Below are 21,773 nucleotides of genomic sequence, written 5' to 3'. Positions count from 1 at the left end.
CGTCGCTAATTTGGAATAACCAAACCACGCAACTCGTTCATTGCCTGATACTCGCTTGGAATGAACAAAAAGTGTACCGCAAAGGTCAACACGCTCTAGACTATGACTTCCATAAACGCCTAGCGCTTGCTATCAATCCTAAGGCAAATAATGACAAGAACGTAGTACTGCCCCCATGCTCTTCTACTATGACTACTGTTTCTTCAACGACGTACTCATTGTTCTCGCTTTCAAGCGGTAAGTAGGCGAAGTCGGCGTTATCATAGCTATCTGAATAAGCCACCAATGTTTCTGTATCGGCATCGTAAAGTTCTAGCAGTACATCGTAGTCATTAGTGGGAAAGCCGGAAACCAATGTGCTTTCTATTGTAAAGCTATCGGTTGAGTCTTCGCCGTAGATGTAAAATTCAGAAGAAACATGAATGGCATCGTAGCGGTCATTTTTACCCACATACAATACGGCATAAACAGGCGCGCTGGTGAAAATGGTGTCGGCATCGAATTCAACTGAAAAGGTTGAGTGATAACCGTCGTAATCGATATCGTTATCTAGCGTTACCCAAGTATCATAAATCCAAAACTCGTTAATACTGTTTACAACAATATCACTTGAGGATTTGCTTGAGCCGATATACTTCTGGGTACGCGCTGTTTTGTCAGCATTGATTACGGCTTGGCTTTTTGTTGGTGTATCGGCGGTGTTCTGCAAATTGTTTGTAGCAACATTCAACGGCTCGTTTAATTGCACGTAAGGCTTATCATAGCGATATTCTTTTGAAGCCACTTTTATTGGGGCTGATGTGTCGGCAGCTTGCGCTGTTGTCGGTACTAGCACGTGCAACAGCGCAAATGCTGATAATGTTGCTAAAGAAATCTGAGATGTTTTCATTTGTGCATCCTTTTCCAATCGTTAATGACAGTGTCATTGTTGATGGAAAAAGATGAACAAAAGCTGAAGACTACCTTAACGCTTTAGTGGTTGCCCTGTAAGTCCACGCTAGTCGTCGTAGAAATTACTGTCATCGTCGTCAAATTCGCCGTCTTCACGAGGCTCAAAATAGGTACCCCAGCCGTCGTATGTAACATCGTGCTTATCGGCAATCTTGAGCAAAGTGTCGATATCTTTATTTAGTTTTTCAATATCAAGCCCGCGCTCAACAATAGCATCGAAACAAAAGACAGTGTCACCGTCGTCTAAAACTAACTCTTCGGCATCTGTTACTTCAAAGCCTGCTTTGAAGGCGTCGACGGCAGCTTTTTCAAGAACGTCAAAGTCCGTACTGGCAAAGTGGTGCTCGATAGTATAGTCGGCATCTGCTTGGCTGCCGTCTTCTAGAAGGGCATCAATAGTTTCTTGGTTAAACTCGTACCACTCTTCTCTTTCGTCAAACTGGTTCATGATAGACACTCAATGGAAATTTTGACGCAAGTTTACCTGCTTTTTTCCAGTTCATCGACCTGAGTATTTAATTGTTCGAATTTTTGCTTCATTTGGTTGTTAAAATGTACCATCCATTCTTTTATTGAGTGGTCTTCGGTTAATGCTTCAGGTGCAGAAATATCAATAAGTACAATGCCGTTATCCCATCGGTTCCATTTTACTTTCTTGTGCAAATTGCTGGCTGTTACCATTACAACAGGTTCATTTGTTGATTTAGCAAGCCTAAATGCGCCTTGCTTAAAGGGAAGGATACCGCGGCCGTAGCTTCTTGTTCCCTCCGGAAAAAGCCAGACAGAGGTTTTCTTGTTAGCAATTTTATTTGCCGCTATATCTAGTGTGTTGCGCGCACGGCCAGAGTTTTTTCTGTCTATAAGAATGTTGCCCGACAACCAGTAAATTTGGCCGAAGATAGGGATCCATTTAAGGCTTTTCTTTCCGATAGTGACAACCCCCGGCAGTGCTGCTTTACATATGGTAATGACATCAAAGCTGTTTTGATGATTTGCAATGTAGACATAGGGTTCATTGATCTTCACCGCAGGGTCTTTTTGTATCACTATTTTTAGGCCCACCACTCTGGCCATTAACGAATAAAGCTGCCCAGCAATATGAACATTATTTTTGTGGAAAGGGCGAGCAATACACACCACAAGCAAAACAATATTGATAAGTAAAAAAGCAATGAATAGTGCTGGAACGCGGAATAAAGCTATCAAAACAACTCCTAGAGATAAATGACGCGCGCAGTATAGTTGAAGTTTCAGCGTACACTTGTCCGATGAGTTTTTACAGCGCTTCTAGGTGTAATACCAGTATCAGCGCGCCGTATGGCTATAAAATCAGCAAAAAACTATGGAGCAAAATACTTTTTGCGTGGTTTCCTACTTTTCTGTGCTTTAGTATAAGGAAATTAAGCCGATACCCGTTTACAATAAAAATAAATTAAAGCGCAATTTAACCACGGTAATTTGTATGCAGACATTCACTCCTGACGACCTAGAAGAAGATATTCTTACTGACCTAATGGAGGAAATTAACGAGCTCTATGAAGCAAGTGAGCAGACGTTGATTGAGCTAGAGCTTCGTCCTGAGGACAACGAATTGCAGCGTGCGCTTTTCCGTTCTATCCATACAATTAAAGGCGATTTAGGATTAGTTAATTTCTCGCCAATGATCCCTCTGCTGCAACATGTTGAAGATTTACTCGACTATTTGCGTAAAGGGCAAGTCGCCTATACCAGTACAATGAGCGACTTGGTTTTACTTACCATGGACAGGGTAAAGGCCTTTGTCGAGTTAGTCATGGCGAAAGGGAGTGCTGAGTATGACGATAATTTGCATAATCAGCTTGTACTGGCGATAAGCCGTATTACGCCTGACAATGCTGCAGAGCATGAAAAACGACTTACCGAAGCCGTGCTATTACTCAACCCGGCACTTGATGTTATCGCTGATGATGACAACCCAGATAAAGTGCAAATTAAGCCGCCAGCCCTGTCGTTTACAGGTATTCCAAAAGATATTAGTAGTGAGAAAAAGCAAGATATCTTATTTTTCCGCGATCTAATGCAAACCATTGAACGTCGTTCTGATTACTGGTCTGGGCGCGGCGACCGAATTGCAAAGTTGGCAAAATATATCAATGACGTTGCAGGTAACCCTATTGATGAAGACCAGCTTGCTGTAGCCAGTTACGTTCATGATTTTGGCATGGCATTTATGCCGCTTAAATTGTTGCACAAAGGCGACGCGCTAAGTGAAATAGAATTCAATTTAATGCGTTCACATGTTTATAAAAGCGCACGATTGTTAGAGCATCTCGACCAATGGGATATGGCGCGCAAAATTGTGATGCAGCATCACGAGCGAACCGATGGTACGGGGTATCCGTTAGGCATAAAAGAAGACGATATTTGTGACGGCGCAAAGCTTTTAGCCATTGTGGATACATACGATGCTATGACTCATCCACGGGCACATAATCAAGATAATGTACTTTCAAAGAAAGATGCCGTTATTGCCATTAACCGCAGCGCAAAAGGGCAATTTAGTATGAAGTGGGTGCGTGCCTTTAATAAAGCGATGACCCAACTATTGACTAAAGGTCATTGAATTTAGCGTGTTGTTAAGCGCGAATAAACTAAAAAAGGCACGCTACTGTGCCTTTTTAGTTTTAATGAACCGTCCTAAACAGCGCTAATTGACTCCGAGCTCTTTGAGTTTTCTGGTAAGCGTATTGCGCCCCCAGCCTAAACGCTTTGCTGCATCTTGTTTATGCCCGTGCGTGTGAGCAAGCGCACGTTCTAGCATTACACGCTCAAACGTTAGCATGGCATCGTTTAAAATGTTGTACTGACCATCTCTAAGTTGCTTATCGGTCCACGATGCGAGCAGATCAGGCCAATCCGCTGATTCAGATAAGGGCTTATCTGTGCTGCTGTCTGCATGGATCTCTGGTGGAAGGTCGCTCGGTAACACTTCTTGACCACTTGCCATTACCGTAAGCCAACGACACACGTTTTCAAGCTGTCTCACATTACCCGGCCAAGGTAACTGCGACATGACGCGCTCGGCTTCTTTTGAAATACTTTTGGCCTCAACATCAAGTTCTTTTGCGGCGCGTCGTAAGAAATGTCTAGTCAACAGAGGAATATCTTCACGGCGCTCAGCAAGAGAGGGGAGGTGTACCCTGATCACATTCAAACGATGGAACAAGTCTTCACGAAATTTCCCTTCAGCTACGCGTTGCTCTAGATTTTGGTGCGTTGCAGCGATGATTCTTACATCTACACTGACTGACTGATGGCCACCTACTCGATAAAACTGCCCGTCTGCCAAAACGCGTAGCAAACGCGTTTGTACATCAAGTGGCATATCGCCAATTTCATCTAAGAACAATGTACCACCATCGGCCTGTTCAAAACGACCTTGTCTAGCGGCTTGAGCACCAGTAAATGCGCCTTTCTCATGGCCAAATAGTTCTGACTCAACGAGGTCTGCGGGGATCGCTGCCATGTTCAGTGCAATAAAGGGTTTACTTGCACGAGGGCTGTGTCGATGCAAAGCATGGGCGACCAACTCTTTACCAGTACCGGATTGACCGTTTATCAATACACTAATAGAAGAGCGAGATAAACGACCTATCGCGCGAAAGACCTCCTGCATTGCAGGCGCTTCACCAATAATTTCGGTTACCACATCTTCTTGCTGTACATTGCTAACAGTTGATTGCTCTCTCGCGTGAGCAAGTGCTCGCTGCGTAAGTGTTACTGCTTCATCAATATCAAAAGGCTTGGGTAGATATTCGAACGCACCTTTTTGATAAGCGTTCACAGCACTGTCTAAATCACTGTGCGCTGTCATGATAATGACGGGTAGCATGGGGTGAGATGCGTGAACTTCGTTAAGCAGTGCCATCCCGTCCATTTGTGGCATTCTGATATCTGAAATGATGACTTCTGGCGCCTGACCACTTTGAAGCTGAAGCAACAGGTCTTCAGGGTTTTCAAAGCTTAAACAGCTAATATTGGCTGTTTGTAAGGCCTTTTGCAGTACCCAACGAATTGAACTGTCATCATCGACAATCCATACTGACTCATTCGTCATCGTCTGTCTCCTTACGATCTATTGGAATATAAATTACAAATTCGGTATGGCCTGGGTAGCTATCGACGTCGATTTTGCCACCGTGATGGTTGATAAGCGTTTGGGAAATTGACAGCCCGAGGCCAGAACCATTTTGTTTACTGGTTACCATGGGGTAAAACAGTGTGTCTTTTATTTCTGGTGGGATCCCAGGACCGTTATCAATAATCTTGATTTTCGCAACCAAGGCGTGGCGCTTTGTTTGAATGGTCATTTGACGTTCAATACGTGTAACGATACGAATCTGGGGATGCTCAGTCTTGCTCTCGATAAGCGCCTGAACGCTATTTCGTATGATATTAAGCACTGCTTGCTGAATCATGTCAGGGTCAAGCATTAAAGGTGGAATACTCGGGTCGTAATCGCGCACTATGGTTATCGGATTTTCGGAATCAACACGCATTAGGCTGCGCACTTTCTCTAGTGCTTGATGTACATTGCTCCACTCAAAGCGCGGTAGAGAGTTAGGTCCGAGTAAACGGTCAACTAAGTTGCGCAGCCGATCAGATTGTTCAATGATCATTTGCGTGAACTCTTTGTGTTCCTCACTAAGTTCTTTTTCAAGAAGCTGTGCGGCGCCACGAATGCCACCTAGTGGATTCTTAATTTCGTGAGCGAGCCCGCGTACTAACTCGCGAGCTGCAAAGTGTTGTGCGTTTTGTAAATTTTCTCTGGAAATACGTTTTTGCTGATCGATTTTTTTTACTTCAAACAGCAAGCGAGGGCCATCTTCAAGATGCAGGTTGGTTACCGTTAAGTCGGCTGAAACGTAGCGATTATCGCGAAATGCCAACTTAATTTCGTTTTCAGTGAAATCTTCACCTTTTCTAATTGCGGCTTTTAATCGCGTGGTCTCAATTGTACCGGGCAGAAAAAAGTCTTGCAGAGGGTGGCCAAGCAATTGCTTTTTACCCGTCTCAAACAATGCTTCCCCGGCATGGTTGGCGTAAACAATAGTCAGCTTGCTGTCTACCATCACCAGTGCGGTATTGAGGCTATTTATTAGCTGCTGTGTCTCCAACTCGGTTGTTTGCATCCGAGCTCGTCTCCTTTGCACCATAATTGTGCATTGTAGCGTGCTAATGTGCCAAGTGCGATTTTTTATTCAGTGAAGGATCTCAATGCTGAACCGCCTTGGTGCGCTATTCGCGCTTGCGTTGCACGCTATTAGTTATTAATTAACGCCGATGCCTGATGTAGGTAAAGGGTTTGTAAAGGAGACGATGCAAGAGTCTTGCCCGTATTATTAGTTAGCTCAACTTTAAATGTATGTGCCCCGCGATTGATACCTTCTAGCTTGAATATGCCTGAACTATTGCTTGCATATTGGGCATTATCAAAAATTAGTCGATAGAGAGGCGCTTTTGGTGCATTGGGTTGAGCTGCACGAATAGTCAGCTCACCCAAGTTGTTGCGGATAGTCGCTTCTGGTGCAGGCGTGACAATCGACACCGCATAATTGGGTTTCTTTTTTTCAGGCGGTGGTGACGGCAAAGTAGGGGGAGTGGCAGCGGTGACAACGTTTTGAGTTTTACCGTCAAATGACATGGGGGTGGCATTGGCTGAAGGTTTATCGGTAAAAGTCACGCTGCCATCGGCAGCGACTACTTTGTAAATTGTATTTGCTTTAGCGCCTTGATGGCTATCATTTAGAGTCGTCGTTGAATCGGTATCCTCAGTGCGTTGTTCAGGCGCGTCACTTGCTTGTGGCTGAGAGGTTTGACAAAACGCAGTAACGTTTTGCAGTGAAGCAAGTAACACTAGAACTGAAATGGCTGTAGACGTAATCTTCACGAGCACCGACCCTGATAAGCTTGATATCGTTATAGTAGTTAAACAATAGTCATAAAAAAAGCCCGCAATGCGGGCTTTAGTATGATTCTAAATACTGCGTGAATTAAACGCTGTAGTACATGTCGAACTCAACAGGGTGAGTTGTCATGTTAAGTTTGGTAACTTCTTCAGACTTAAGGTCGATGTATGCATCAATCATGTCGTCAGTCATAACGCCGCCAGCTTTAAGGAAGTCACGGTCATTATCAAGGGCTTCAAGCGCCATTTCTAGTGAGCTTGCAACAGTTGGGATTTCTGCTGCTTCTTCTGCTGGTAGGTCATACAAGTCCTTATCCATCGCATCGCCAGGGTGGATCTTGTTCTTAATACCGTCAATACCTGCCATAAGCATAGCAGTGAATGCTAGGTATGGGTTAGCTGTTGGGTCAGGGAAACGTACTTCGATACGACGCGCTTTATCGCTTGTTACGTGCGGAATACGAATAGATGCAGAACGGTTACGTGCAGAGTATGCAAGCATTACCGGTGCTTCGAATCCTGGAACTAGACGCTTGTATGAGTTGGTAGAAGCGTTCGCAAACGCGTTAATTGCACGCGCGTGCTTGATGATACCACCGATGTAGTAAAGTGCTTCTTCAGAAAGGCCTGCGTACTTGTCGCCCGCGAAGATGTTTACGCCATCTTTTGAGATAGACTGGTGGCAGTGCATACCTGAACCGTTATCACCAACTAGAGGCTTAGGCATAAATGTAGCCGTTTGGCCGTATGCGTGCGCAACGTTGTGAACAACGTACTTGTAAACTTGGATTTCGTCAGCTTTCTTAACTAGCGTGTTGAATTGGCAAGCAATTTCGTTTTGGCCAGCAGTTGCTACTTCATGGTGGTGCGCTTCAATTACAAGGCCCATCTCTTCCATAACAAGACACATAGCCGCACGGATGTCGTGTGCAGAGTCTACTGGTGGTACTGGGAAGTAACCGCCTTTAACGCCAGGGCGGTGTGCCATGTTGCCGCCTTCAAACTCTTCACCAGAGTTCCATTTTGCTTCTGAAGAGTCGATCTTGTAGAAAGAACCCGCCATGTCTGTGTGGAAGCGAACGTCGTCGAAAAGGAAAAACTCTGGCTCTGGGCCGAAGAAACATGTGTCACCGATGCCAGTTGATTTTAAGAATTCTTCTGCACGACGAGCAACTGAGCGTGGGTCACGCTCATAACCTTCCATTGTAGAAGGCTCAACGATGTCACAACGAATGTTTACTTGTGTTTCTTCAGCAAAAGGATCTACTACGCAGCTTGTTGCGTCTGGAAGAAGAACCATGTCTGATTCGTTGATGCCTTTCCAGCCAGCAATTGAAGAACCATCGAACATTTTACCTTCTTCGAAAAACTCTTCATCAACAACGCTCGCAGGAATAGATACGTGTTGTTCCTTACCTTTGGTATCGGTAAAACGTAAATCTACAAACTTCGCTTCACTTTCTTTAATCAGCTCTAATGCCTTTTCTACTGACATCGTGTCCTCCAGGTTTAATGTAAAAATGCGGAATGATCAGCTTCACCCCAACAGTGGAAAAAGTGAAAGCGATTATCATGCCATCTATATGTATGCCGTATTTTGTGGCATCGCACGAATAGCATCACTTTCGAATTGAAATATTTGCACTATGTTGGTGCAGTGTTGCACGGTTATGGTTCATGTTGCATGTTGCCGCCGTGATTTAGACTAGATTACTTTATGAACGCTTACCACCCAAAATGCTAAAATGGATGGGTAAAGCAGGAAATCTTTAGTTGAGTTAAGGTTTCGCATCTATTTTTAAAAAAAGATGCGCAAACGTCGTGGTTTTTCTGTACAATCCGCGCAAATTTTTCTATCTGCATTTTTTTGCAACAAATCTACTGCATACTTTTTCGTTTCGAAATAAGTCGGCATCGATTTACACAGGCTCTATATAAGCATGAATACCACTGATATTAGTAAATTGCGTAACATCGCAATCATCGCCCACGTTGACCACGGTAAAACAACCCTGGTAGACAAACTGTTACAGCAGTCTGGCACCCTTGAATCTCGAGGCGAGCAAGAAGAGCGCGTAATGGACTCGAACGACATCGAGAAAGAGCGTGGCATTACCATCCTTGCGAAGAACACCGCGATTAACTGGAATGACTACCGTATTAACATCGTAGATACTCCAGGGCACGCCGACTTCGGTGGTGAAGTAGAGCGCGTTATGTCAATGGCCGACTCTGTACTTCTACTTGTAGATGCGCAAGAAGGTCCAATGCCACAAACGCGTTTCGTTACGCAAAAGGCATTTGCTCAAGGTCTTAAGCCTATTGTTGTTATCAACAAAATCGACAAGCCTGGTGCACGCCCTGATTGGGTAATGGACCAAGTATTCGACCTATTTGATAACTTAGGTGCAACAGATGAGCAGCTAGATTTCCAAGTTGTTTACGCTTCTGCACTTAACGGTTGGGCGTCATTGGATGCCGACACCAAAGAAGACGATATGACGGCGCTGTTCCAAACTATTGTTGACCAAGTATCTCCACCAGATGCTGATATCGACGGCGCGTTCCAGATGCAAATCTCTCAGCTTGACTACAACTCATATGTGGGTGTAATCGGTGTAGGTCGTGTTAAACGTGGTTCTGTTAAGCCTAACCAGCAAGTGACGGTTGTTACTGCTGACGGACAAAAGCGCAATGGTAAAGTTGGCCTTGTGTATGGCTATCTTGGTCTTGCTCGTCACGAAGTTGAATCTGCACACGCGGGTGACATTATCGCGATTACAGGTCTTGGCGAACTGAAAATTTCAGACACTATCTGTGACGTAAATACTGTTGAAGCACTTCCTCCGCTAACGGTTGATGAGCCGACGGTAACGATGACGTTCCAAGTAAACACTTCACCGTTTGCAGGTAAAGAAGGTAAGTACGTAACGTCGCGTAACATTCTAGAGCGTTTGAAAGACGAACTAGTACATAACGTTGCATTGCGCGTAGAAGAAACACAAGATCCAGATAAATTCCGCGTTTCTGGCCGTGGTGAACTTCACCTAGGTATTCTTATCGAGAACATGCGTCGTGAAGGTTACGAGCTAGCGGTATCACGTCCGGAAGTAATTCTGAAAGAAGTTGACGGTGCAACGCAAGAACCTTACGAAACCTTGACTATCGACTGTGAAGAACAGCACCAAGGTTCAATCATGGAACAGCTTGGTCTGCGTAAAGCAGAAATGACTGATATGTCTCCAGATGGTAAGGGGCGCGTGCGTATCGACTTTATCATTCCAAGCCGTGGTCTAATCGGTTTCCAAACTGAGTTCATGACATTGACGTCAGGTTCTGGTTTGCTATACCACACATTCGATCACTATGGTCCGTACAAAGGCGGTATCATTGGTAAGCGTAAGAATGGTGTACTTATTGCGAACGCAAACGGTAAAGCATTGACTAACGCTCTATTTAACCTTCAAGAGCGTGGTCGCCTATTCATCGGTCACGGTGTTGAAGTTTACGAAGGTATGGTCATTGGTATTCACAGCCGTGACAACGACCTGACGGTTAACGCGCTTAAAGGTAAGCAGCTTACTAACGTTCGTGCATCAGGTACTGACGAAGCGCAAACACTTGTTCCGCCAATCAGAATGTCTCTTGAGCAAGCGCTTGAGTTCATCGATGACGACGAACTAGTAGAAGTTACGCCTGAGTCTATTCGTATCCGTAAGAAGCTTCTTACTGAAAATGAGCGTAAACGCGCATCACGCGCACCTAAGTCGTAAGCGACTAACACGCCAATAGCTTTGAAAAATGCCAACATCGAGTTGGCATTTTTTTTGTCCTAATAAACGTATTCGAATAGATACTTTTACTACTACCAAATTCGACCAAAGGTTAGTAGCGATAAGTGACTTTACTGCCTATCCTAGTGATGTGGGGTTGCGTTTTTTTATCAGTGGAATGGGTTGCTGGTTGATGTAACGAGCTTTCAAACTTCATCAGAATAATAATTAAGGGGTAGTGAGTGCTTTCAGTTGCAGTGGTTGAAGACGATCAAATTACGCTAGATTTAATTGTTGAGGCGTTAGAAACACAATTGGACGCCACAGTACATCCGTTCAGCCGAAGCAAGTTTGCTCGTGACTTCATTTTGCAGCAAACACACGACACGCTGCAGTTAATCATCAGCGACCAAGTAATGCCCGATTACGATGGTTTGAGTCTGCTTAAAACCTGCCACTCAGCCAGATTAGATATTCCGTTTCTATTGATTACTGCTGACCCTAGCAAAGCGCTAGTGGTAAAAGCTAAAGCACTTCAGGTCGCGGGATTTCTCGCTAAGCCACTGGATATGACCGAACTTGTTTTCAAGTCCAAAGAAGCCCTAGCCAGAACAACATCCGCTATTTAAGTTCATTTTGGTATAGCAAATCGTCGACTGGTGCTAGTTTCTCATAGCTGAAACTTTTACACTGAAGCTATCTCAGTAAGTAGCAACAGGATGAACAGTGAGCGCGCTATTTGACAACACTCCTTCAAGAAAAGACACGTTTTCGTTTAAATGGCAAAAATACAAAGGTAAAGACGTTATTCCAGCGTGGGTAGCTGACACTGAGTTTCGCTGTGCCCAACCTATTTTGGACGCCATTAGCGCGCACGTCGAACACGGCAATATGGGTTACATTTTGCCTGCACATCACGAAGGCGCTATTAATGCAGTATGCCGCTGGTTGAACGACAAGCACAATTGGCAGATTGAACCTGAATGGTTAGTGTGGACACCTGGCGTAGTGCCTGCATTTAATGTGGCGATAAAAGCAACGTGTGAAGAAGGTGATAAGGTACTTATTCAAACACCTAATTATCCACCACTACTTGCTGCGCCCAAGTTAAATGGGCTAGAGCGTGTTGATATTGGTACTGTGATAGAAACCACGCTTGATAGCAAGGGGGCAAAGGTTGAGCGCTATACGCTTGATTTCGATGCATTGGAACGAGAAGCGGCCGACCCCAAATGTAAGCTATTTATCTTATGCAACCCAATGAACCCTGTTGGTTCGGTATTAACGCAAAGTGAACTAGACCGTATTGCCGCTATTTGTAATCAACATAACGTCACGCTTTGCTCAGATGAAATTCACTGTGATTTGATTCTAGAGGAAGGAAAGTCGCACATTCCGGCGGGAAGAGAAGCGGCGCTATCACAAAATAGTATTACCTTAATGGCGGCAAGCAAAACGTTTAACATTGCAGGTTTAGGCACTTCGTTTGCCATTATACCAAACCGAAAGTTGCGATTAGCATTTACCCAAGCCGCTGCAGGCATTGTGCCTTGGGTAACTGTATTGGGATTGGCCGCGACAGAAGCAGCATTTACGTTATGTGACGATTGGCATCAAGCACAAATTCAGTACTTACGTGAAAACCGCGATCGCGTTGTTGAGGTGATAAATAGTATTGATGGCCTGCGCATGCTTAAAGCCGATGCAACCTTTCTTGCGTGGGTTGATGCAAGTGGGTTGGGCGTGGAAAATGTACTTACGTGGGCTGAAGAGAAAGGCGTTGGCCCGTCGCCCGGTGTCGATTTTCATAAAGCTGATCACTTTAGAATTAACTTTGGCTGTAGCCGTGCCATGCTAGACACTATCTTAGCGCGCTTGTCGGGTTCTTGATTGACGGGCGTTTAATAGAAAGGCGCTTAATTGGTTAGGGCTCTAGTGAAAGGTCAATTAAAACAGCGCTTCATCGATAACGCATCGTGAAGCGCTGTTTTTTGTATTAGTTAAAAACACCAATTAGCTTGTAAGCGCCTAATGCTACCACAGTGCCTACTACTACAACGCCTGCTAAGTTACTTTTCCATGTATTTCTAAACTCGCCCAAAGCGTTACTTTTGTTCATCACCACCAACAGAAAAATGGCGATAATAGGTAACAATAAGGCATTAGTTGCTTGCGCAAACAATATGGCGGGCAATGGTTTAAAACCCAAAGCGGCAACGCCAACGCCGATTGCGATAATAACAAGCCATACCGTTTTGAAGCCTTTACTTTGCATATCATCTGACATACTTAATGCACCGGTAACTGCGTAAGCTGCAGCGAGCGGGGCGGTAATAGCACTCGTCAATCCCGCCGCAAATAAACCAAGTGCGAAGAACCATTGTGCTTTATCGCCGAGCACTGGCTTTAGTTGTTCGCCCATATTGCTGGCGTCCATTGAGGCGGCTTGATTGAAAAATGCCATCATTGCCGTGGCCATAACGATCATGGTAATGAGGCCGCCCATACTGATGGCTCTCGCTGACTGTTGTCGACAGGCAGTTACTGCCGCAACTTTATCTTGCCCCCGAGATGATTTAGCCACTAAGCTGGCATGCAAAAAGAGGTTATACGGTACTATGGTAGTGCCAATTAGCGCCAATACAGTGGTAATAGCGTCTGTATCGAGCCGAGGAGAGAGCATCTGTGAAAGCATAGCGCTGACATCAGGCTTGGCGACCAGTAGCGTTACAAGAAACACACCAGCCATAATAAACACCAAATACACTAATACCGTTTCTATCCACTGATAACTTCCAGTCCACAAAAGTGCTATTGCAATTACGCCTAAAATACTTGCCCATGGGCCAATCCCAATATTAACAAACGCATCTAAGCCAATGGCGGCCCCTGTTAAATTACCCGATTCATACGCGGCATTACCAATACCAATAGCGGCGACAATAAGCACGATAAAAAAGTGTTTTAACCAAGGCTTGTAGGCCATGTTTTTCATCGCGCTGGCAAGCCCTTCTTCACTGGCTACACCCAGTCTTGCGGCCATATCTTGAAGCACTATTGTGGCAAAAATAGAGAAAAGTAGCGCCCAGACAAGATGGAAGCCAAAGTTTGCACCTGCCAAGCTTGCTGTGGTTACTGTACCTGGGCCAATAAAGGCGGCCGCGATAATATATCCTGATTTATCTTTTGCCATTGCAACGACTCTTAGTTAAGTTTTGCTATCATGACAATAGGGCTGCGAGTACGCAACACTCTCGCTACATCAATTCAATTTGTTGAATTGATACTAACCCTATTGTCGCGTACCCAGTTCTGAGGTGAAGTGAGATAGCCAGTTGGCCAATGCACCCAGAAAAATGGCTGCGCAGCCTAACGTTTCACAAAATAGAACGCAAATTAAAATGAGAATTTAACGGTGAGTGAAGAGTTTCCGATACATATCATTTCAAACACAATCGAGCAGCCTTGCTTTAAGCAAGTGCTTCCCTCTGTACCAAGGGTCGATGGAATGATTTTCGCAGTCGCCGCAGCGCCTGAAATTCCAATGCCAGAACAATGGATGCCTTGGGTTATCACCAATAGTGCCAGTCATCTAATAGACAAAGACGTCGATAAACTTGCTGAAACGCTAATGGATGGGCTTCGTGCTCATTTGGGGTTTATGCGCGGTGATACTATCCCGTTACCTGCTCACATGTTTGCGCATGAGCAAACTGACGAGGGCGTAAGACCAACAACTGCGCTCGCCGATTGGCTTAATGGTTTATTGCAGGCGCACAAGCAGGTCGAACCTGTATGGCAAAGTGCATGGGAAATTCATGCAAAGAAACATGTCGCTGACACGGGCGATAACGAGATGCCTGAGGTACGTCTGTCACGGTGTCTCAAGCTTTTTTCAACCCTTGCTAATATTGACCTTGCGCTTCAATACCGCAATGAAGTGCAAGCACAACAGTTAAATAGCAATCTCGCACTGTTAATTAAACAACTGCCTGCCATGTTAAAAGATTATACGCAGTTAGCCGGTGAGTTAGCAGAAGCTTTACCTAATCAGTTTGAAACCTTCGTCAAATCGCAGTAAATACTCACTATTGGTTAATTGCATTTAAAGTGGCGTATACCGTTTCAGTGTGGCGAAAGCGCCGCGTATTCAGCGATTGCGGTGTTGATGGTGACGCTGAACAAGGGAATGCTTTAGCGATGCAGTATAGCTATCAAGCTCAAGTTTTGCGCGTTCATACTGTTCGTGTAATGGTAATGATGCAGGGTCGCGCATAAGCGCTTTAAATGCGATGTCGGTTTGCTTAAGAAGGTGCTTCAAGTGTTGGTTACTATCATCCATGTATTTGTATTCCGTCATCATCGAGTAAAGTAGCTGAGCAAAAGCACCCTAGCTCAGCAGCGGTTAAAGATAACACTGGCTCCTTGAGTGTTATCTTTAATACTACAGTTTTTTTCCGCTAGCGCTAGCTTATATTTACAAAGGTTTAACAACTGCTAGGCAGACTATAGCAAGTATCAACAACACTGGCGCTTCGTTGATAATTCGATAAAAGCGTGGAGTATGCCGATTTTCGTCTCTTGCAAACTGCTTCATTAACTTAAACAAATAGAAGTGGTAGCCATAAAGTGCAAGTAAAAGCAGCAATTTTATGTGCAACCATCCCGACATTTTAAACCATGTTCCCCCGTAGCTGGCAATAAGCGCTACGCCGAATACCAGGGTTAATAGGGCGAATGGTGTAACGAAAAACCACAAGCGGCGCTCCATTACTTTGAACTCGTCTTTGACGACTTGAGAGGTTGTCGACGCGTGATACACAAAAAGGCGAGGAAGGTAGAAAATTCCCGCCATCCAAGCAAGCATGAAAAAGATGTGTAATGCTTTAAACCATAAAATGTACATACTAGTATTGGGCCTTTTGTAAGAAACTTTGCAATATATTCCACGTAATTACGCCAATAATATCGTTTAGTTCCTGATCGTAAATATACACTGCGCCAGAACGCGAGTTTTTAAGATGTTCGTAAACTTCGTGAAGTGTTGACTGTGCATTAATGCCTTCCATCTGGTAATAACTCAATGCGGTGGCATCGTGTTCTAAGCTTACGTTGTATTGGACCAGTTTATACTGCACATCTATTTCAAATTTTGATTTTTGAATAACAATGGTAGTCGGGTTTTTCTCAAGAAAATCCGTTAATGCCTTTTCCGGTGCGTCGTGAAACAGTTTGTAGTCGGTGTTCATCGCTGCAAGTACCCCGGTTTTTTCTAATGCTTCACGAATTGACGAAATTGCATAGGGTAAGTTTTGATAATCAAGCTGTCTGATGAATATTGAACGGTTACCGAAAAACTGGGTAGACGTTACGTAGGCTGGCACAATGACAAGCATTGCGGGTAAGATAATTTGAGGGCTGTAAGAGAGCTCCATCACAGCAGACAGTGCTGCAAGGGGCGCGTGCAACACGGCCGTTAACATGCCTGCGATACCTAGTAAGGCAAAACTATTGGTGAACTCAGGAACATCAATAAAATAAGAAAGTGGTAGTAATAACACGGCGCCCGCCAACATGCCGATCACCATTACTGGGCCAATAATACCACCAGGAATACCGAGACCGATTGCAAAGACCGCCAAAATAACTTTAAACACCAGTGTTGATACAAGTAATAGTGTGCTGGGCGAAGTGTCAAACAAGTGCTCTACATCAACAAAGTTTGCCCCTAGCGCTTCGGGAATAAACATGCCAATAGTACCTGTAATCACAGCGGCCAATACTAGACGCCAGACCATCGAAACCGGTCTAAATAAGGTCATAACACGCATGAGTTGGCTATTGAACAAGACTGCCAGCATGCCTAACAAAATGCCAAGCAATACCAAGTAAAAATACATCCATTGACTGAACGCATTAAACGACAAGAAAGACAGTTCGTTAATTTCGCCAAATACAATGCGCGTCAGCACTGAACCGCATGCCGCAGCTAGCATTACTGGAACAAAGATATGAATTTTGTACTCTCGTAACACAACTTCCATCACAAAAATGACCGCGGCGAATGGAGTATTAAATGACGCTGAAATACCGGCGGCAATGCCACAGCCCGCCAGAATACGAATACTGTTGTAAGGTAAACGAAGCCACTGTCCTAAAAAGCTGCTTCCCGATGCGCCCATGTGAACACTCGGGCCCTCGCGGCCAACAACAAAACCACCCGCGAGTGCTAACATGCCGCCAAAGAATTGATTTATTGTCGTTCTGAAAGGAATATGGCCGTAAAAGTATTTAACGCGATGTATGACAAAGGGAATGCCAAGGCGGTAATGCTTGAACCCGGTTAAAAAAGCAATAAACAAGATGAGCGCAACGCTTATCAACGGCATAAGGAGCCACACTAGCCAGTCGTGCTTTAAGTACGATTGCAATGTAGTAATGCCCGTGGCTTGCAACCATTCTACGCAAAGTCGAAATAGGATAATAATGAGCGCTGCACTTGTGCCCCCAACAATGCCAAGCACGCACAACTGCACTGATGTACGTGGGTGAGCTACTTCCTCTCTTAAAGCCTGCAAGCGCATGATGTGATACAGTAGATTCGACGTAACTGGAAGCTTACCATAAACACTTAAATTTCATAATGTTTTAGGCTTTATGTCGAGTTCGCCTATTCGTGCGAGTATTACTAATATTGGGTGACGTATAAAACCACCGCCAAGCCGTGTTTTATCGTGCGCTGTGGTATTGAAGGTGCGTAGTTGGAAAATTGTAATAATGACAACCGATCAATTAAAACAAATCGTAGGTAACTACAAATGGACTTTCATCGTCGCCATTGCGCTATCTGCAATGGTGATATTTGGTTATCAGCTAGCACGCGTTGTTGACCAAGGCGATAGCAAAAAAGTGGCGGCACAAAATGAAACTATTGCCATTTTGTCAAATGAAAACAACACGCTGACTACACGAGTTAATCAACTTGAAGTAGCGCTAGAACTAGCAAAGCGTGAAACAGATTCAATGACTAAAAAAGTGAGTGAGCAAAAAAGAGAACTAGAAGCACAGCAAGAGTTGCTGACGTTTTATGAACGCGTTATGGCGCCTGAAAAATCTGAAGCCATGCTGGCTATCGAAGGCGTTGAAGTATTCAAAATTGATAAGAATCGCTTTCAACTTCGTATGGTGCTGTTGCAATCTCGTCAACAAAAAACAGTGATTAACGGCAATTTGAAAGTGAGTCTGCAAGGTACGAAAGAGGGCCGTGAACTTAGGCTTATTTCAGGGGAAGCCCCCTTCTTGTCTGAGGATATCAAATATCGCTTTCGTTTTTTCCAAGCAATTAATGTAGAAATAGTACTACCTGAGGGCTTTGAGCCCGACACCATTTTGTTTTCATCATCGGTGTATCAATACAAAACGCGCAAAGAAACGTTTGAATTAAGTCTCCCGTGGGAGCAAGCGCTCGCCGTCGAGTTGGAATGATCGTATCGCTGTATTTTACCTATAAAAGAACAATACGCTCGAATAGGTAAGGAAACGACGATGGCAGAAACGCGAATAGAAAAAGACAGTATGGGGGAGTTGGCTGTGCCGGTGGACGCCCTGTACGGTGCCCAAACCCAGCGTGCAATAGAGAACTTCCCTATAAGCGGGCAGGCCATGCCAAAAGCGTTTGTTCGTGCGCTTATTACCATTAAAAAAGCCGCCGCTCGCGCTAACCAGAAATTGGGTGTGTTAGACGATACACGCGCACAAGCAATAATTGATGGGTGTGACAGCCTGTTAAGTGACGCTAACATCATGAAACACTTCCCGGTAGATGTGTTTCAAACAGGCTCGGGTACGAGTTCTAACATGAATGCTAATGAGGTTATCGCGTATTTGGCGAATAAACAATCTGATAGCAATGTGCACCCCAATGATCACGTTAATTTAGGGCAAAGTTCAAACGACGTTATTCCTACCGCTATTCATGTGAGCGCTGCAATAGAGGTAAGCAATGAATTAGTGCCAGCCCTAGATATACTCATAAAGATAATAGAAGAGAAAGCTCAAACGCTTAGTGCTTATTGCAAGACGGGGCGCACCCATCTTATGGACGCTATGCCAATTAGAATGGATCAGAGTATTAAGGCTTGGGCATCGCAGCTAAAGCAACATCGCTGGCATCTAAAAAACCTGCAAGCTCGCTTACACACGTTAGCCCAAGGGGGGACTGCGGTAGGAACAGGGGTGAACTCCCATCCTGAGTTTGCGACTACTTTTTGCGATATACTAACGCAGTTAATCGGGCTTGAATTTACACCGGCACAAGATTGCTTTGCCTTAATTAGCGCACAAGACACGGCGGTAGCCCTGTCGGGAGTACTCAAAGGAATTGCGGTTACATTAATGAAGATAGCTAATGACCTGCGGTGGATGAATTCAGGGCCGTTGGCGGGCTTAGGGGAAATTACACTACCAGCGCTCCAACCAGGCTCATCCATTATGCCAGGGAAAGTTAATCCAGTAATTCCAGAAGCGGTCGCGATGGCCGCCGCGCAAGTGATGGGCAATGACACTACAATTTCGATAGCCGGCCAGTCTGGAAACTTCGAGTTAAACGTTATGCTTCCCTTGATAGCCAATAATCTTTTGACAAGTTTGTCGCTAATCACCAACAGCGCAATTGCCTTGGGTGAGAAAGCAATTCGCGACTTTTCTGTAAATCAAGACAACTTAGCGTCGTCGTTATATAAAAACCCAGTATTAGTAACGGCGTTAAACCCTATCATTGGCTATGCAAAAGCCGCAGAGATTGCAAAAGTCGCCTATAAAGAGAAAAAGCCAGTCGTAGAGGTGGCTGCACGTATGACTGATATCCCAAAAGACGAGCTTGAAGCGTTGCTAGACCCAACCAAATTAACGTCAAAACAGCCCTTAGATTAACACCGTTTTATTTTGTTTATTTCCGCCTGCTAGCCATTAGTAGGATGGGATTGGTTATTATATGACCGGTTGTTGGCACGTTCTTCGCTTATTCATGCTTTCTCGCTGCTTAACAGTTGCCGTAGAAAGGATTTTTGATACAGTGACGTCATAAACAGGCTTGGCCTTTAATGTATGTAAAGGTTGTGAGGTTACAGAGCCTTTTCGGGAAGAAAAAATGACAGAAACGTGCTTTCGCATGAAAGGCACAACGCTAACCAGCGTTGTGCTAGAAGTAGTAGATTTTGAACCAGATGTTTTTGAATCGCAGTTGAGCCAAAAAGTGGCAAGTGCGCCTCAATTTTTTACCCGCTCATCACTCATACTGCACATAGTGAAGCCGCTATCGGCAACAGAGTTTGAACTGCTGGTTGCACTATGTAGACGCTTGCAGTTGCAACCGATGGCGGTAAAAGGTGAGGTCGGGGAATTAAAACCCATTATCAATGACTTGGGCTTAGCAGACGTTAGCCAAAGCAAATTTACTGATTCTGCGCTTAAGTCGCAACGAGTAGACGTTGCAACCCAAGACGACACCAAGAAAAATAGTCAAGAAACAAGTGACAAGATAGCACCGCAAGTTGCACCACTTAAGCCAGCAAAAGTAGTGGCTCGTCCAGTGCGTTCTGGGCAACAAGTGTATGCAGAGGGAAGTGATTTAATTGTAACTGCGTCGGTGAGTGAAGGCGCTGAATTGCTTGCTGATGGCAATATACACGTGTATGGCACACTACGAGGAAGAGCGCTCGCAGGTGTTAAAGGTAATACACAAGCTCGCGTGTATTGTCAGGCGCTCGATGCAGAACTTATTTCAATTGCTGGGCAGTTTATTATGCATGAATCGGTTAAAGGTGACTGCTGGAAAAAGCCTGCTCAAGTGTATTTAGAAGAAGAAACATTACGCATAGTGCCTTTGGCATAAAAACGTTAAAACAATCGCGCTAAAAATGTGCTGTGTGAAAAATAGGAATTAATAGATGGCAAAAATAATCGTAGTAACATCGGGTAAAGGTGGCGTTGGTAAAACAACATCAAGCGCAGCAATTAGTACTGGCCTTGCGTTAGCTGGACACAAAACCGTTGTCATTGATTTCGATGTAGGCCTTCGAAACTTAGACCTAATCATGGGCTGTGAACGCCGAGTTGTGTACGACTTCGTTAACGTAATTAATAAAGAAGCTACGCTGAAACAAGCGCTTATTAAAGACAAGCGTACTGACAACTTATTTATTTTGCCTGCGTCTCAAACGCGAGACAAAGACGCACTGACCATTGAAGGTGTGCAAGCGGTGCTAGATGAGCTTAAAAATGACTTTGATTTCATTATTTGTGACTCACCTGCAGGTATCGAACAGGGTGCACAAATGGCTCTTTACTTTGCGGATGAAGCCATCGTAGTCACAAACCCTGAGGTATCATCGGTACGAGATTCAGACCGTATTCTTGGTATTTTACAGAGCAAATCGTTGCGCGCAGAAAAAGGTGAGTCGGTTAAAGAACATTTGCTATTGACGCGCTATAACCCAACACGCGTAGAAAGTGCAGAAATGCTTAGTGTTGCCGATGTAGAAGAAATCCTTGCGATCCCACTTCTAGGTGTTATCCCAGAATCAGAAGCGGTACTTAAAGCGTCTAACCAAGGCCAGCCGGTTATTTTAGATTCTGAAGCTAACGCGGGGCAGGCATACTCTGACGCGGTTAAGCGTTTGTTGGGCGAGAGTGTGGAACACCGTTTCCTTGAAGCCGAGAAGAAAGGATTCTTTAAACGCTTATTGGGAGGGAAGTAATGGGCATTTTTGATCTGCTGAAGAAAAAGCAAAAACCAAGTACAGCCGCAGTGGCGAAAGAGCGTTTACAAATTATTGTTGCACACGAACGCAAAAAGCGCAGCGAGCCTGATTACCTTCCTATGATGCAACAAGAGATCATTCAAGTGATCAGGAAATACGTGACTATCGCGGATGACCAAGTTTCGGTTCAACTTGATAACAACGATGATTGCAGTGTCTTAGAGTTAAATGTGACGCTGCCTGACTCACAGTAGCGAGCAATTTGATACTCCATTTATAAAAGCGACCTAGCCTGTCTGACTAGGTCGCTTTTTTTATATTTGAAATATAAAAAACTATTCT

21 protein-coding genes are annotated in these 21,773 nt (G+C 44.5%); 10 read left to right on the top strand and 11 right to left on the bottom strand.

Annotated elements, in window-relative coordinates; genetic code table 11:
- Positions 1-100 precede the first annotated feature (100 nt).
- The 3 genes from LHL20_RS03245 to LHL20_RS03235 form a co-directional block, all read right to left on the bottom strand.
- The gene (locus LHL20_RS03245; RefSeq protein WP_226432236.1) at positions 101-889 is read right to left on the bottom strand and encodes a choice-of-anchor H family protein; all 789 of its coding nucleotides are present in this window, start codon (positions 887-889) and stop codon (positions 101-103) included.
- 108 nt (positions 890-997) lie between these two features.
- On the bottom strand, positions 998-1,399 hold the full coding sequence (rraB, locus tag LHL20_RS03240) for a ribonuclease E inhibitor RraB (RefSeq protein ID WP_159626512.1): 402 nt from the start codon (positions 1,397-1,399) through the stop codon (positions 998-1,000).
- A 32-nt stretch (positions 1,400-1,431) separates the two neighbouring features.
- Positions 1,432-2,157, bottom strand: coding sequence for a 1-acylglycerol-3-phosphate O-acyltransferase (locus LHL20_RS03235; protein ID WP_226432235.1), 726 nt, complete (start codon positions 2,155-2,157; stop codon positions 1,432-1,434).
- Positions 2,158-2,413: 256 nt separating this feature from the next.
- Between LHL20_RS03235 and LHL20_RS03230 the strand changes: the two genes are divergently transcribed.
- Positions 2,414-3,553 (top strand): HD-GYP domain-containing protein, encoded by a 1,140-nt coding sequence (locus tag LHL20_RS03230; RefSeq protein ID WP_226432234.1) that lies wholly within the window; start codon positions 2,414-2,416, stop codon positions 3,551-3,553.
- An 84-nt stretch (positions 3,554-3,637) separates the two neighbouring features.
- Here LHL20_RS03230 and glnG read toward each other — a convergent pair whose 3' ends face one another.
- The 4 genes from glnG to glnA form a co-directional block, all read right to left on the bottom strand.
- The gene (glnG, locus tag LHL20_RS03225) at positions 3,638-5,047 is read right to left on the bottom strand and encodes a nitrogen regulation protein NR(I) (RefSeq protein WP_226432233.1); all 1,410 of its coding nucleotides are present in this window, start codon (positions 5,045-5,047) and stop codon (positions 3,638-3,640) included.
- A complete protein-coding gene (gene glnL / locus LHL20_RS03220) occupies positions 5,037-6,122 on the bottom strand; it encodes a nitrogen regulation protein NR(II) (protein ID WP_202262364.1) in 1,086 nt (361 codons plus the stop codon). The genes glnG and glnL overlap by 11 nt, the downstream gene beginning before the upstream one ends.
- A gap of 131 nt (positions 6,123-6,253) precedes the next feature.
- Positions 6,254-6,880 (bottom strand): DUF4124 domain-containing protein, encoded by a 627-nt coding sequence (locus tag LHL20_RS03215; RefSeq protein WP_226432232.1) that lies wholly within the window; start codon positions 6,878-6,880, stop codon positions 6,254-6,256.
- A 103-nt stretch (positions 6,881-6,983) separates the two neighbouring features.
- A complete protein-coding gene (gene glnA / locus LHL20_RS03210; protein ID WP_202262363.1) occupies positions 6,984-8,393 on the bottom strand; it encodes a glutamate--ammonia ligase in 1,410 nt (469 codons plus the stop codon).
- 445 nt (positions 8,394-8,838) lie between these two features.
- Between glnA and typA the strand changes: the two genes are divergently transcribed.
- From typA to LHL20_RS03195, 3 genes are all read left to right on the top strand, one after another.
- Positions 8,839-10,671 (top strand): translational GTPase TypA, encoded by a 1,833-nt coding sequence (gene typA / locus LHL20_RS03205; RefSeq protein WP_202262362.1) that lies wholly within the window; start codon positions 8,839-8,841, stop codon positions 10,669-10,671.
- Positions 10,672-10,913: 242 nt separating this feature from the next.
- Positions 10,914-11,300 (top strand): response regulator, encoded by a 387-nt coding sequence (locus LHL20_RS03200; protein ID WP_226432231.1) that lies wholly within the window; start codon positions 10,914-10,916, stop codon positions 11,298-11,300.
- 97 nt (positions 11,301-11,397) lie between these two features.
- Entirely contained in the window at positions 11,398-12,561 is a 1,164-nt protein-coding gene (locus tag LHL20_RS03195; protein ID WP_226432230.1) for a MalY/PatB family protein, read from the top strand.
- Positions 12,562-12,667: 106 nt separating this feature from the next.
- On the opposite strand, the gene LHL20_RS03190 is transcribed toward LHL20_RS03195, so the two are convergent.
- A complete protein-coding gene (locus tag LHL20_RS03190) occupies positions 12,668-13,864 on the bottom strand; it encodes an Nramp family divalent metal transporter (RefSeq protein ID WP_226432229.1) in 1,197 nt (398 codons plus the stop codon).
- Positions 13,865-14,086: 222 nt separating this feature from the next.
- Between LHL20_RS03190 and LHL20_RS03185 the strand changes: the two genes are divergently transcribed.
- Entirely contained in the window at positions 14,087-14,752 is a 666-nt protein-coding gene (locus tag LHL20_RS03185; protein ID WP_226432228.1) for a UPF0149 family protein, read from the top strand.
- A 69-nt stretch (positions 14,753-14,821) separates the two neighbouring features.
- Here the strand turns inward: LHL20_RS03185 and LHL20_RS03180 are convergent, their stop codons facing one another.
- The 3 genes from LHL20_RS03180 to LHL20_RS03170 all read right to left on the bottom strand — a co-directional run bounded on the left by LHL20_RS03180 (position 14,822) and on the right by LHL20_RS03170 (position 17,255).
- Complete coding sequence (locus LHL20_RS03180; protein ID WP_202262357.1) at positions 14,822-15,013, bottom strand: hypothetical protein; 192 nt, start codon at positions 15,011-15,013, stop codon at positions 14,822-14,824.
- Positions 15,014-15,148: 135 nt separating this feature from the next.
- The gene (locus LHL20_RS03175) at positions 15,149-15,577 is read right to left on the bottom strand and encodes a CopD family protein (protein ID WP_159626537.1); all 429 of its coding nucleotides are present in this window, start codon (positions 15,575-15,577) and stop codon (positions 15,149-15,151) included.
- A 1-nt stretch (position 15,578) separates the two neighbouring features.
- Positions 15,579-17,255 (bottom strand): chloride channel protein, encoded by a 1,677-nt coding sequence (locus LHL20_RS03170; RefSeq protein ID WP_202262356.1) that lies wholly within the window; start codon positions 17,253-17,255, stop codon positions 15,579-15,581.
- Positions 17,256-17,448: 193 nt separating this feature from the next.
- Here LHL20_RS03170 and LHL20_RS03165 point away from each other — a divergent pair, with 193 nt between their 5' ends.
- The 5 genes from LHL20_RS03165 (at position 17,449) to minE (ending at position 21,685) form a co-directional block, all read left to right on the top strand.
- Positions 17,449-18,156, top strand: a complete 708-nt coding sequence (locus LHL20_RS03165; protein WP_226432227.1) for a DUF6776 family protein — start codon at positions 17,449-17,451, stop codon at positions 18,154-18,156.
- A gap of 60 nt (positions 18,157-18,216) precedes the next feature.
- Complete coding sequence (locus tag LHL20_RS03160) at positions 18,217-19,602, top strand: class II fumarate hydratase (protein WP_226432226.1); 1,386 nt, start codon at positions 18,217-18,219, stop codon at positions 19,600-19,602.
- Between the two features lie 217 nt (positions 19,603-19,819).
- Positions 19,820-20,563, top strand: coding sequence for a septum site-determining protein MinC (minC, locus tag LHL20_RS03155; RefSeq protein ID WP_226432225.1), 744 nt, complete (start codon positions 19,820-19,822; stop codon positions 20,561-20,563).
- 55 nt (positions 20,564-20,618) lie between these two features.
- The gene (gene minD, locus LHL20_RS03150) at positions 20,619-21,428 is read left to right on the top strand and encodes a septum site-determining protein MinD (protein ID WP_159626547.1); all 810 of its coding nucleotides are present in this window, start codon (positions 20,619-20,621) and stop codon (positions 21,426-21,428) included.
- Positions 21,428-21,685, top strand: a complete 258-nt coding sequence (gene minE / locus LHL20_RS03145) for a cell division topological specificity factor MinE (RefSeq protein ID WP_159626548.1) — start codon at positions 21,428-21,430, stop codon at positions 21,683-21,685. The genes minD and minE overlap by 1 nt, the downstream gene beginning before the upstream one ends.
- Positions 21,686-21,773 lie beyond the last annotated feature (88 nt).

It is taken from the genome of Alteromonas sp. McT4-15 (assembly GCF_020515205.1).
In the GTDB taxonomy this organism is placed as follows: Bacteria; Pseudomonadota; Gammaproteobacteria; order Enterobacterales; family Alteromonadaceae; genus Alteromonas.
Note: the sequence above shows the minus strand (reverse complement) of the source record. Positions and strands in the feature narration are given on the sequence as shown.